The 11,891-nt window shown below is 54.2% G+C and carries 12 protein-coding genes; 5 read left to right on the plus strand and 7 right to left on the minus strand.

What is annotated here, in order from left to right; genetic code table 11:
• Window positions 1-92 precede the first annotated feature (92 nt).
• The 6 genes from ACMHXE_RS05585 to lptD all read right to left on the minus strand — a co-directional run bounded on the left by ACMHXE_RS05585 (window position 93) and on the right by lptD (window position 6,913).
• The gene (locus tag ACMHXE_RS05585) at window positions 93-914 is read right to left on the minus strand and encodes a symmetrical bis(5'-nucleosyl)-tetraphosphatase (protein ID WP_413731623.1); all 822 of its coding nucleotides are present in this window, start codon (window positions 912-914) and stop codon (window positions 93-95) included.
• 13 nt (window positions 915-927) lie between these two features.
• The gene (apaG, locus tag ACMHXE_RS05590) at window positions 928-1,308 is read right to left on the minus strand and encodes a Co2+/Mg2+ efflux protein ApaG (protein ID WP_025011370.1); all 381 of its coding nucleotides are present in this window, start codon (window positions 1,306-1,308) and stop codon (window positions 928-930) included.
• A gap of 59 nt (window positions 1,309-1,367) precedes the next feature.
• Entirely contained in the window at window positions 1,368-2,174 is an 807-nt protein-coding gene (gene rsmA / locus ACMHXE_RS05595) for a 16S rRNA (adenine(1518)-N(6)/adenine(1519)-N(6))-dimethyltransferase RsmA (RefSeq protein WP_101055654.1), read from the minus strand.
• 15 nt (window positions 2,175-2,189) lie between these two features.
• On the minus strand, window positions 2,190-3,176 hold the full coding sequence (gene pdxA, locus ACMHXE_RS05600; protein ID WP_413731626.1) for a 4-hydroxythreonine-4-phosphate dehydrogenase PdxA: 987 nt from the start codon (window positions 3,174-3,176) through the stop codon (window positions 2,190-2,192).
• A 5-nt stretch (window positions 3,177-3,181) separates the two neighbouring features.
• The gene (surA, locus tag ACMHXE_RS05605) at window positions 3,182-4,486 is read right to left on the minus strand and encodes a peptidylprolyl isomerase SurA (RefSeq protein ID WP_101055649.1); all 1,305 of its coding nucleotides are present in this window, start codon (window positions 4,484-4,486) and stop codon (window positions 3,182-3,184) included.
• A gap of 114 nt (window positions 4,487-4,600) precedes the next feature.
• Window positions 4,601-6,913, minus strand: coding sequence for an LPS assembly protein LptD (gene lptD / locus ACMHXE_RS05610; RefSeq protein ID WP_101055646.1), 2,313 nt, complete (start codon window positions 6,911-6,913; stop codon window positions 4,601-4,603).
• A 159-nt stretch (window positions 6,914-7,072) separates the two neighbouring features.
• On the opposite strand from lptD, the gene ACMHXE_RS05615 reads away from it, so the two are divergent.
• The 5 genes from ACMHXE_RS05615 (at window position 7,073) to ACMHXE_RS05635 (ending at window position 11,315) form a co-directional block, all read left to right on the plus strand.
• Window positions 7,073-8,131 (plus strand): aminoglycoside phosphotransferase family protein, encoded by a 1,059-nt coding sequence (locus ACMHXE_RS05615; RefSeq protein WP_413731628.1) that lies wholly within the window; start codon window positions 7,073-7,075, stop codon window positions 8,129-8,131.
• A complete protein-coding gene (murU, locus tag ACMHXE_RS05620; protein WP_101055644.1) occupies window positions 8,128-8,811 on the plus strand; it encodes an N-acetylmuramate alpha-1-phosphate uridylyltransferase MurU in 684 nt (227 codons plus the stop codon). The genes ACMHXE_RS05615 and murU overlap by 4 nt, the downstream gene beginning before the upstream one ends.
• Before the next feature lie 81 nt (window positions 8,812-8,892).
• Window positions 8,893-9,666: a co-chaperone DjlA gene (djlA, locus tag ACMHXE_RS05625; RefSeq protein WP_039033160.1), complete on the plus strand. Its 774-nt coding sequence runs from the start codon at window positions 8,893-8,895 to the stop codon at window positions 9,664-9,666.
• A gap of 58 nt (window positions 9,667-9,724) precedes the next feature.
• Complete coding sequence (locus ACMHXE_RS05630; RefSeq protein WP_234556227.1) at window positions 9,725-10,339, plus strand: outer membrane beta-barrel protein; 615 nt, start codon at window positions 9,725-9,727, stop codon at window positions 10,337-10,339.
• 22 nt (window positions 10,340-10,361) lie between these two features.
• Window positions 10,362-11,315: a D-2-hydroxyacid dehydrogenase gene (locus ACMHXE_RS05635; RefSeq protein WP_413731631.1), complete on the plus strand. Its 954-nt coding sequence runs from the start codon at window positions 10,362-10,364 to the stop codon at window positions 11,313-11,315.
• A 16-nt stretch (window positions 11,316-11,331) separates the two neighbouring features.
• Here the strand turns inward: ACMHXE_RS05635 and cyaB are convergent, their stop codons facing one another.
• Complete coding sequence (cyaB, locus tag ACMHXE_RS05640) at window positions 11,332-11,880, minus strand: class IV adenylate cyclase (RefSeq protein WP_413731633.1); 549 nt, start codon at window positions 11,878-11,880, stop codon at window positions 11,332-11,334.
• Window positions 11,881-11,891: the final 11 nt, after the last annotated feature.

The following is an 11,891-nucleotide window of genomic DNA, read 5'->3' on the forward strand; positions in this document are numbered from 1 at the left end:
ACTCCGGAAAAGGTTATGGTTTTTCTCTTGGAAAAATCTTTTAGTTTTCATAGGCACGTTACCAATTGGTTATCGGCGTATGTTTGCTAAGCTTAACCTTTTTTTAACCTGGATTGGGTAATTTTTTGATTGGTTTCCAGGTGCCAGAGTGTTAGGTGTTCTCCCCAACAGCAGCCGGTATCCAGCGCCTGCAGTTTTTTACCGTCGACTTTACCCATCAGGGCGGCCCAATGGCCAAAGACCTTGGTGTAGTCAGCGGTGTTGGATGGGAATAAAAACCAGGGTTTGAGATTGGGGTCGTCACATTTGGTCGGCGGCACTTTGCAACTGAAATCCAGAGTGCCGTCGAGATAGAGGTAACGCATCCGGGTCAGGGCGTTGATACAGTACCTGAGTCTGGGCAGGCCGCTGAGCGCATCAGACCAGTCTTCCGGCTCTTCTGTGTACATCCGGGCGATGAGACTGTCTAAATAGTCGGCTCGCTGCAACGCCTGGCTGACGGCATTCGCTTCCTGGCGTAAGGTTTGGATATCCCACTGGGGCGGCACGCCTGCATGGGTCATGATGAGTTTATGCTCGGGCAACTCGCGCATTAGGGGCTGGCTTCGAATCCAGTCGATGAGGCTGCCGATATCCGCCGCTTCCAGCAGCGGTTGCAGCTTGTCGCTGGGTTTGACCCGTTTGAGCCCGGCCTTTACCGCCAGTAGATGCAGATCATGGTTACCCAGCACAGACTTGGCCGAATCGCCGAGGTCGCGGAAGAACCTCAAGGTCGAGAGAGAATCCGGACCGCGGGCGATCAGATCGCCGACCGCCCAAAGCTCGTCCTTGGAGGGATTAAAATCGACTTTCTCCAGCAGGCGTTGCAACTCGTTGAAACAGCCCTGAATATCGCCGACAAAATAGTGAGCCACTGTTATCTGCCCATCAGTGTACCTGGCCGGGTACGGCCAGGCGAAAAGGAGGGATCTGGGCGTAGAAACTCTCGCCCGCATCGGTTTCCATCAGATAACGGCCTTCCATAAATCCCAGCGGCGTTTCCAGCACTGTGCCGCTGCTGTATTGGTAGGCGGTATTGGGCTTGATCCTCGGGGTCTCACCGACGACACCGGCGCCCTGGACTTCACTTTGTTGGCCATTGCCATCAGTTATCACCCAGTGGCGACTCTTGAGGGTCGCTGCCTCATCACCCAGGTTGATAATAGTGATGGTGTAACTGAAAAGATACTTGTCTTCATCCGGCGCGGACTGGTGTTCTATATACTGGGTCTGCACCTCGACTCTGATACGGCTCTTCTGGGGATTCATCTTAAGTTCCTGGCCAAAATCTCTGATGGAAAGGAAGGACGCCGCCCGGCGTCCGGATGTTATGCCTGACGGTCGCTCAGCAAGTTGGCGATGGCAACATATTGCTCGACGCTGATCTGCTCGGGTCTGAGGCCGGGATCAATTCCCAGGGCCTCATAATCGGCATCATCAAGTAGCCCCTTGAGGTTATTTCTCAGGGTCTTGCGGCGCATGTTGAAGGCGGTGCTGGTTACCTTGCTGAGCATGGCAACGTCTTTGGCCGGCCAGGGTTTGGTTTCATAGGGCACCAGGCGCACCACGGCGGAATCGACCTTAGGTGGCGGCGTGAAGCTGCCCGGTGGCACTTCCAGTACCGGCACTATCTGGCAATAATATTGGGCCATGACGGTCAGGCGGCCATAGGCCTTGCTTCCCGGGCTGGCCGAAAGCCGCAACACCACCTCTTTTTGCAACATGAAGTGCATGTTGGTGATCTGCTCGGCGTATTCGAACAGATGGAACATCAGCGGTGTGGAGATATTGTATGGCAGGTTACCGAAGACCTTGAGCTTCTTGCCTTCTACCATCAGTTTGTTGAAGTCAAACTGCAGGGCATCACCCTGATGAATTTCCAGTTTGTCTTTCAACACAGGATGCTGCTTTAGACGCTCCACCAGATCTCTGTCCAGTTCGACCACGGTCAGCTTGTCGATGGCGCTGGCCACAGGTTCGGTCAGAGCCGCGAGACCCGGGCCGATTTCGACCATGACATGCTCATTATCCGGGGCGATAGCCGCCACAATACGGTTGATCACATTGTCATCGGTCAGGAAGTTTTGTCCGAAACGTTTTCTGGCGGTATGGCCTAAGTGTACTTTATTGCTCATTGATACTCAGTTGGATCAGTTTTTACCGGCCAGTTCTATGGCCTTGTTGAGTGCACAGACGAAGCTGCCGATATCGGCCTTGCCTGTGCCTGCGAGTTCCAGCGCCGTGCCATGATCCACCGAAGTGCGGATATAGGGCAGGCCCAGAGTGATATTAACCGATTTGCCAAAGCCTTGTGACTTGAGCACAGGCAGGCCTTGGTCGTGGTACATGGCCAGCACCACATCGGCGTCTTGCAGATACTTGGGTTGGAACAGGGTATCGGCAGGCAGGGGGCCTATAATGCGCATCCGCTCCTGCTCTCTGAGCTCGTTCAGCGCCGGGATGATCACATCCAGCTCTTCCCGTCCCAGATGGCCATCTTCACCGGCATGGGGGTTGAGGCCACAGACATAAATCTTGGGGTTGTCCAGGGCAAACTTATTCACTAAGTCCTGATGCAGTATCTTAATGATCTGATGCAGGCGTTCGCGGGTGATTGCCTTGGAAACGTAAGCCAGTGGAATGTGAGTAGTCACCAGGGCTACCTGCAGACCAGGGCAGGCGAGCATCATCACCACATCCTGGCAACCGGCCTGATGGGCAAAGAACTCGGTATGACCGGAAAAAGGGATCCCGGCCTGATTGATAATGCCCTTGTGGACCGGGCCTGTCACCACGGCATCAAACTCGCCGTTCATGTTTTTTTCACCCGCATAGCGTAGGGTGTCGACCACATAGGCGCTGTTTTGCTCATTGAGCACGCCGCAGCGAGGCTCACAGGCCATGGGGAAGGGCACTATGGTTAAACTACCGGCTTGTTGTGGTTTGGCTGCTTGGCTTGGCTGATAAGGCTTGAGCTGGAGACTGAGCCCGAGCATCTTGGCGCGCGCCTGCAATAAGGCAGGATCCGCGCACACAACCAGCTCGGCCGGCCAGTCGCGCTGCGCCAGCTGTACTACCAGATCCGGGCCTATGCCGGCAGGCTCTCCGGGGGTAATGGCAATACGTTTAATATCCAAGCGACTTAACCTCTATCAGTTTCTGGGTCGAAGAGTTCAATGTATGCGTCGGCCCGCATTTCGTCCAGCCAGTTTTGTAACTCTTCATTGAATTTGCGGCGGAAGATCAACTGATGCGCACGGTTGGTGTTGAACTGATCTGTGGCATCTGTCTTGCGTCTCTCTTCCAATTGAGTGATGTGCCAGCCGTGAGTTGAACGGAACGGCTCACTGATTTCACCCTGCTTCAGGCTGTTAAGTGTCTGGGCGAACTCGGGCACATAAATGCTTGGGTCGGCCCAACCCAGCTCACCGCCTTTGGTGGCGCTGCCGGGATCTTCCGAATACTGGCGCGCCAAATCTTCAAACTTGGCTTCACCGCTGCGGATCTGCTTGAGGAACTGCTGCAGCATCGCCTTGGCTCTGTCTTCAGACAGAATCGGTGACGGTTTGAGCAGAATATGGCGGGCTTTGACTTCCTCAACTTCCTGGGTCTGCAGGCCGCGGGCGTCCATGATTTTTATGATATGGAAACCGGCACCACTCTTGATGGGGCCTATGATGTCGCCTGTTTTGGCATCTGTGATGACTTCGGCAAACAGAGTCGGCATCTCATTGATGTTCATGTAGTCCCAGATACCGCCTTCCAGTGCCTTGGGGCCTGCTGAGGAAGCAATGGCGGTTTCACGGAAGTTTGCGCCGGATTTCAGACGTTCCAATACGGCATTGGCACGTTTACTGGCCGCTTCCAATTGCTCTGAGCTTGGGTTGGAAGGCACTTCAATCAGTATATGGCCAACCTGATATTCCACGTCTTTCAGGCCCTGTTCTTTGATCAGTTTCACCAGGCTGTTGATCTCCTGGGGCGAAACCTGGATTCGGCGTTGCACTTGAATGCGCTGGATTTCACCCAGAGTCACTTCTTCACGCAGTTGTTCGCGGTATTGACTGAAGCTATTGCCATCGGCTTCAATCTCGGCGCGCATCTGGGCGACACTCATGTTCTGTTGCTTGGCGATATTTTCTATAGTTTGATCCAGCTGCAGATCCCCGATATGCAGGCCGATACGATCGGCCATCTGCAGTTGCAGACGGGTCAGGATCAAACGCTCAATAACCTGGGTACGCAGTGCCTGATCTGAAGGCAGACTCTGGCCAGCGGCTTTGGCGTTGGCCTTGACTGTGTCGACCATGTTCTGGACTTCACTTTCCAGCACTATGCCGTCGTTGATTTGCACCGCAACGCGATCCAGCAGTTGTGGTGCAGCCAGGGAAGCCTGGCTCATGACTAGAGCAAAAAATCCAAAAATCAGTTTCTTACAGGGTTTCATCCACAAAATCCTTGCCACATTTTCGTTTCGTTGGCCGCCGATGGCAGCGGCCCGGGTTGTCCAGATTGGACTCTCTGTCCTGTCCGAGGTTCAGCAATCTACCACAAATCTTGATTAATTCCTCAGATAAAGTGGTTTGCGGTAGTTGAACAGACCTTCATCCAACATGTCGTTGACCCCCAGCGGGCCTGAGCCGCCGAGACCTTTGATCACAAAGTTGAGGTAGACGCCGGTTTCGAACATTTCGCGTTCGTTGGGGGCCGCACTCCTGAGGTCGTCCTCATAGTTGGTCTTGATGCGGTAGTGGTAGCTCAAACGCACTGCCCAGCAGCATGATTCGTACTGGAAGCCGGTATAGCTTTCCACCGAGCGTTCCTCTTTAAGATCGTAATACCAGTTGCCGACAAAATAGAGTTCATCGGTAATAGGCCAGGTAGTACGGAAACCAGCCTGGGAGATATCCACTCTGTCGTTGGTGTTACTGTTGAGCAGATCCGGCACATAACGATAGCTGAACTGCAGCAGTTTGTTAGGGCCGGGGCGGTAGTCCAGAGATGCTTCGCTCTTCTTGTTGGAGCTGTTACGGGTATCGTATTGAATCGCACCGCTGACAAACCAGTCTTTGTAGACTCTGGCATCCAGCTCAGCGGCCAGTACCGAGGTGGATGGCTGCTCTGTGAGGTCATCTTCATAGAGGCTGACCTTGCTGTCGTCGAAGTAGATGATCTGGCCCAGGCTGAACTTCAGTTGTTCCAGGTTACGTTCATCAAACAGGCGGGTGGTCAGACCCAGGGTCAACTGGTTGGCATCGGCGATGCGGTCCAGCCCCGAAAACCGGCGGTCGCGGAACAGACCGAAATAGTCCTGTTGCAGTTCACCCGTGTCATAAAGACCGATTTTGGACTGGTCTTCATAGCCGACATACAGATACTGGAACTGAGGTTCCAACGTCTGGCGATAGTTCTGGTTAAAGTAGTCGGTATAGCGCTCGAAGTTTATCTGACCGTGAATCCTCACCTGAGGCAAGGTACGGCTGATACTGCTCTCCTGGTCGGGCTGCTGAATATTGTGTTGCCAGTAGTTGGTTTGCATCAACTTGACTTCACTGGTCAGCGACCCAGCCGGACCATGTATAGGCAAAAGGATACTGGGCTCCATATGTACCCGTGTTGCCGTGGTGTAGATATCTTCTTTGTGACGGAAGTTGGTTATCTCTGAGGCGAAGTTGAAATCCAGGCCTTGCCACATTCCCGGAGTGCGGTAGTTGAAGTTCAACTGCGGCATCACCTGATAGGGCCGCTCTTCCTTGCCCAGTACCTTAATGTCTTGCACCCTGGCACTGAAGTCCCAGTTATCGGTGAAATAGGCGATTTCGCCAACCCGGGACAGCTGGTTGTCCGTGGCACGATTGACATCAGAATTGAGATCGTTGAAGTAGTTGTTGTCCGAAACATCGGTATAGTTGGCCAGTACCCGCCAGTTTTCATCCAGGGCATCGCTGTGTTCCCAGTGATACATATAGCGGTTGGGGCTGCCATCGAGCATGTTGTCGCTGCCCAGGTACTCCAGATTGAACTGGCCTGTAGGCGTTTGCCGATCGCCGGGGTCGCCCAGCAGATAGCGGAATTCTGTCTTGGTAAACAAGCCCCGCGACGACATATAGTGCGGGGTAAAGGTCAGATCGTACTCGGGGGCTATGTTCCAATAAAACGGCGCGGCAAATTCCACCCCGTTGGTGGTGCTGGAGCTGAAACTGGGAAACAGGAAACCTGTCTTGCGTTTCTCCGAAACCGGCACTGTCATATAGGGGATGTAGAATACCGGCACTCCGCCTATTCTGAGTTTGGCGTCCCAGATCTCCCCCCACTCTTCTTTGCTGTCGATTTTGATCTTCTCGGCTTCCAGCAGCCAGGAGACATTATCCGGTGGGCAAGTGGTGAAGTTGGTGTTGTTCAGGATCAGGTTGTTGTTTTGGGTGATTTCCAGTTTCTGGGCATCACCGTGAACCTGTTGACCGTGGAGCCAGTACTGTGCCCCTTCAAGGGTGGCGTTGTTGGAACGCATCTGCGCCATCAGCGAGTCGGCGGTCACGGTAAACAGCGGGTCTTGAAATACCAAGTTACCCTGAGCGGTTAATTGTTGTTCCTGCTGATTAACAGTAGCCCTTTCGGCGGAAATTTTGCGCCCGGCCTGAGAAAAGGTCACATTGCCTTCAAAGCTGGCCTCGAGCCCCAATTGCGCCGAAGAAGCATCCGAATGGATCTGTATTTTTTGATCGGCCAAAGGGCCGCTGCTTTCCCCATCCTGATGGTAGGGAACCGGAGGCAAGATAACACATTGAGCGTTGTTGCCGCCCTCCTGAGGAAGGGGTTCAGCCAGCGTCAGGGGGGGTAAAAGGCTCAGTGCCAGAAAATATCGGATCTGCATCTTAGGTCAATTATTTAGATTTCTTTGTCTGGACAAGTATTCGGAGGGAAAAGTTGCATCCTGCCTCGGGCAACGCAGCCATAAAAACTCTGTATTTATTGGCTGTTTCCTGTTTTTTACCTCGGTATAATAAAGCAATTTTTCGTCAAGAGCCATGAGATGACCTTGTCTGATCCCAGATTTCTTTCCATGTCGTGCTGGTTGCAGCAACTTTTCGGTAAGCCTTTGCAACCCAAGCTGATTTCCGGTGATGCCAGCTTTAGGCGTTATTTTCGTCTCAATGTGGATGGTCGTGACTACATAGTCACAGACTCTCCGCCCAACTTATTGGATAACAAGCCCTTTATTGCCTTGGCGCGGGCGTATCATCAAGCGGGTATCCGAGTGCCCAAGGTGCTTGAGTTCAATGAGGCGGAGGGCTTTATTCTGCAGCAGGATCTTGGTGATAAGTTATTGTTGCCCGAGTTGACTGAAACCAATGTGAGTGCTTGGTATCTCAAGGCGCTGGCGATTTTGCCGGATATCGCGGCGGTGCGGGAAAGTGAGCTTGGCCCCTTGCCTGACTATGATGCGGCCTTTGTCGAGCGCGAGCTGGCGATTTTCAGCGAGTGGCTGCTGGATAAACACTGGCAAGTCTCCCTGACAGCCGCTGAGCATACCATGTTGACTGAAAGCTTTGCTATTTTGACGGCGAGCGCGCTTGCGCAACCCCAAGTCGGCATGCATAGGGACTTTCACAGCCGTAATCTGATGCTTAAAGACGGTAAGCTTTGGGTGATAGATTTTCAGGATGCCGTGTTGGGGCCTGTGACCTATGATGCAGTCTCGCTGTTGAGAGATTGCTATATACGTTGGCCGGATGCGATAGTCGAGCCGCTGCTCAAAGCCTTCTTTGAACAGTGCCGCGAGCAGGGGTTGGTTGGCAAAGATGTTGATTTTGCCACCTTCAGTCGCTGGTTCGATCTCATGGGAGTGCAGCGACACCTGAAGGCGGCGGGTATCTTTGCCCGCTTGCACCACAGAGATGGCAAGTCAGGTTATCTCAAGGATATACCGCTTACACTCGGCTATGTGGCCGATATCTGCGAGCGTTATCCTCAGTTGCAGGCGCTTTCCTCCTGGGTCAGGCTGAGGTTATTGCCGCTGACTCAGCAGCAGGCTCAACCAGAATCTCAATCACAGTCCAGGCCACAAGCAGAGGCAAAGGAGCACAAATGAAGGCGATGATTCTGGCAGCCGGCAGAGGGGAGCGTCTGCGTCCATTGACCGACAAGCTGCCTAAACCTCTGGTGTCCGTGGCCGGTAAGCCCTTGATTGAGTATCACATTGAACGTTTGGCCGCCATGGGCGTGACTGAATTGGTGATCAATTGCGCCTGGCAGGCGGACAAACTGATTGAACACCTGGGAGACGGCAGCCGTTTTGGCGTGACGATTCATTACAGCCGTGAGATTGAGGCGCTGGAAACCGGCGGTGGGATCAAAAAGGCTCTGCCGCTACTTGGCAACGCGCCTTTTTTAGTGATTAACGGCGATGTGTTTATCGATGTCATGCCTGAGCTGCCCAATTTGGCTGCCGATACGCTGGCGCACCTGTTTCTGGTAGATAACCCGGCGCAGCATCCCGAGGGAGACTTCGCCTTACAGCCGCAAACATCCGGCCATTCGAGGGTCTGCGACAGTGGCGCGCCCAGATACACTTTCTCCGGGGTGGGAATATATCGCCCAGAGTTATTCGATGGGATAACAGAAACACATTTCGCCTTGGCGCCGCTGCTGCGGCAAAAGATGGCGCAGGGGCTTATCAGCGGCAGTCATTTCACGGGTTACTGGTGTGATGTCGGCACTCTGGACAGGTTGCAACAGCTGGAGCTGAGGCAGGCTAAAGGGGCTGTTTAACCACGAGTCAGCAAGCGGACACAAGACAGTTCAAGATTGAATATTGGCCCGGCCAAGCGTGGGCAAACTATGGGATAACAGATGCGTATTTGGGGTAAATTTTTCGGCGGTGTCATCGGCTTTATGTTCGGGCGTTTCTTCGGCGCCTTGCTGGGGATCTGGCTTGGACATCTATATGACAAGCGGATGGCGGCTGCTCAAGGGGAAAGTGCCGGCAGTCGGCAGGCAGAGTTTTTCAACACCACTTTTGCCGTTATGGGGCATATCGCCAAGGCTTCTGGACGGGTGACTGAAAATGATATCCGCATGGCCACCAGTCTGATGGATATGCTGCGCCTCAGCGGCGCGGCGCGAAAAGATGCCCAGCAGGCGTTTCGCGAGGGTAAGGAGCCGGATTTTGAACTGGAAGCCAGTCTGCGCCGTTTTCGGCGTATTACCTTTGGTCGCCGGGAAGTACAGCAGATGTTTCTGGAAATTCAAATCCAGACAGCCCTGTCAGACGGTGAGCTGCAGGACAAGGAATATGCAATACTGCAGGTGATTGCCAGAGAGCTGGGGTTCAGCAGCTTTCAGCTCGATGAGCTGCTCAAGCGTTGGCAGGCAGAGTTTCGCTTCCAGCAAGCGCCCGGTGATCATAGACCATCGGTTGCCGATGCCTATGAAGTCTTGGGGCTGTCGGAGTCCGCCAGCGATCAGGATGTCAAACGCGCCTATCGTAAATTGATGAATGAACACCATCCGGATAAATTGGTAGCCAAGGGCTTACCGGAAGAGATGATGGAGTTGGCCAAGCGTAAGGCCCAGGATATTCAGGCGGCTTATGACAGGGTCAAGAGCAGTAGAGGAATGCGCTGAGCCTCGCCCTTGGGTGTCGGCTCATGCCGTTAAAGAGGGTTCACCCTAGGAGAGCGCCATGAAACTTGCTTATTCAATTCCCTTGCTATTGGCCCTGAGCGGTCAGGCTCAGGCCGAAGTGTTTGTTGCGCCGTTCGGCGGCTACAGCTTTGGCGGCAATGATCTGGACTACAGACCCAGCGAAAGCACGGTTAATAACAAGAGTAGTGCGGATATTACCGAGGCCGGTCATTTCGGCTTTATGTTGGGGCTGACGACGTCAGAGCCGGGTGACATGTATCTGCTTTACTCCCACCAGGGCACAGAGCTCAGTGGCAGCGGTTTCCCGGGCACTGACAAGCTGATGGACCTCAGCGTCGATTATCTGCATCTGGGGGGCACGCTCTATTTCCCCAAAGACAAGCTGCGGCCCTATGTCACCGCCAGTGCCGGTTTGACGCAATTGCGTCCCGAGTATGGCAGCAACGAAACCCGTTTTTCCATGGGGCTTGGGCTGGGGCTGGATTATCAACTGCTGGAGCAGCTATCCCTGTTTGTCGATGTGCGCGGCTATGCGACCCTGATAAGCAGCGACAGCAGCCTGTTTTGCGATGCCAATCAGTGCTTATGGCATATCAAGGGCGATACCCTGTGGCAGGGACAGGCCAATCTGGGGTTAAGATACCGTTTCTGAGTGGAGTAACAAAGAGGTGAGTATGAGCTTAAAAATAGTGGTTCTGGATGGCTTTTGTCTCAATCCCGGCGATCTCGATTGGTCGCCACTCAAGGCGCTTGGAGAGCTTAGCATCTATGACAGAACTCCGGCGGAGCTTGTGCTGCAGCGCGCCCAAGGCGCCGATGTTTTACTCACCAACAAGACAGTGCTCGGGGCGCAGCAACTGGCGGCGCTGCCTGGGCTCAAGTACGTAGGCATTCTTGCCACGGGCACCAATGTGGTTGACTTACAGGCCGCCGGTGACCTTGGCATCACAGTCACCAATGTGCCTGGCTATGGTCCGGATGCGGTGGCGCAGATGGTCTTTGCCCATCTCTTGTATCACACCCAACAAGTGGCGCAGCACCACCAGGCTGTGGCGGCGGGGGCCTGGAGCCAGTGCGCCGACTTCTGTTTTACGCTGTCACCGCTGATGTCACTCACGGGCAAGGTGATGGGAATAGTCGGTTATGGTGATATAGGCTCGCGAGTGGCGAATATTGCCAGGGCGCTGGGGATGCGGGTGCTGCTGCATACCCGAACCGAGCGCCATGACCTGGCCGAAGGCATCAGCTGGGCGCCACTGGAGCAGCTGTATCGTGAAGCCGATGTGATCTCGCTGCACTGCCCGCTGACCGCGGCGACCGAGAAGATGATCAATCAAGACTCGCTGCAGCTGTTAAAGCCCGGAGTGATTTTGATCAATACCGCCCGTGGCGGGCTGGTGGATGAAACTGCGCTTGCCACAGCACTCAATCAGGGTAAGTTGCGGGCCGGAGTGGATGTGCTCTCCAGTGAACCCCCTATGCCTGACAACCCCTTACTCAAGGCCAAAGGAGTCAGCATAAGTCCGCACAATGCTTGGGCGACGCGAGAAGCCAGGCAGAAGCTGTTGGATATTGCCGTGGACAATCTGCGCGCCTTTATTGGCGGAGACTCTGTTAACCAGGTTTAGACGCTATTAACCGAGTTTAACTGTTGCACAGTTGCCGATAGGAGCGGGACTCCAACATGGCTTGGGTCAGCCCGAACCGGGCCGCCAGTTGCCAAAGCTCGCTGCGAAGCTGCTCCAGCTTATCGCTATCGTCGGTCATGATTGCCAGCTCGGCAAAATCGCCGAGCCCCGCCAGGCTGTCCAGCGTCATATGCCACTTGCCGATAAAGTAGATGCTGCGGCATTTTTGCAGCCGCTGCACCGGCACATAGCCCATGGCGCTGAGCATGCTGCGGGCCCTGGCGGCATCCGAGATATTGACCGCCTCACAGCAATCCGCTCCTGGGCCCTTGAGGATCCACAGCAGATTGTTGGATGGCTGCATCTCCCGGATGCACAGTGACTTGTCCGCCGCGGCCAGTTGACCATCCGGGGTATCGAAGTAGCAGTCGTCCTCCTGATTATCGGCAAACATGCACTCATGCTCCATGGCATTGATGCGCTCAAGCAGTTGTTGTTTGCTGCAAGATTCATTCAGACGGAACTTGAGTTCCACTTCATACTTACCCTGAAAATGCTGGCTCATGGCGGTCTCTT

The sequence above is a fragment of the Shewanella sp. BJSY2023SW007 genome (assembly GCF_047314525.1).
Taxonomy (GTDB): domain Bacteria; phylum Pseudomonadota; class Gammaproteobacteria; order Enterobacterales; family Shewanellaceae; genus Shewanella; species Shewanella chilikensis.

Bases quoted from the DNA above. Each gene is read 5' to 3' on its own strand.
- apaG (WP_025011370.1), bottom strand. From the start codon at position 1,308: ATGAATCCCCAGAAGAGCCGTATCAGAGTCGAGGTGCAGACCCAGTAT.
- rsmA (WP_101055654.1), bottom strand. From the start codon at position 2,174: ATGAGCAATAAAGTACACTTAGGCCATACCGCCAGAAAACGTTTCGGA.
- surA (WP_101055649.1), bottom strand. From the start codon at position 4,486: ATGAAACCCTGTAAGAAACTGATTTTTGGATTTTTTGCTCTAGTCATG.
- lptD (WP_101055646.1), bottom strand. From the start codon at position 6,913: ATGCAGATCCGATATTTTCTGGCACTGAGCCTTTTACCCCCCCTGACG.
- ACMHXE_RS05615 (WP_413731628.1), top strand. From the start codon at position 7,073: ATGACCTTGTCTGATCCCAGATTTCTTTCCATGTCGTGCTGGTTGCAG.
- murU (WP_101055644.1), top strand. From the start codon at position 8,128: ATGAAGGCGATGATTCTGGCAGCCGGCAGAGGGGAGCGTCTGCGTCCA.
- djlA (WP_039033160.1), top strand. From the start codon at position 8,893: ATGCGTATTTGGGGTAAATTTTTCGGCGGTGTCATCGGCTTTATGTTC.
- ACMHXE_RS05630 (WP_234556227.1), top strand. From the start codon at position 9,725: ATGAAACTTGCTTATTCAATTCCCTTGCTATTGGCCCTGAGCGGTCAG.
- ACMHXE_RS05635 (WP_413731631.1), top strand. From the start codon at position 10,362: ATGAGCTTAAAAATAGTGGTTCTGGATGGCTTTTGTCTCAATCCCGGC.
- cyaB (WP_413731633.1), bottom strand. From the start codon at position 11,880: ATGAGCCAGCATTTTCAGGGTAAGTATGAAGTGGAACTCAAGTTCCGT.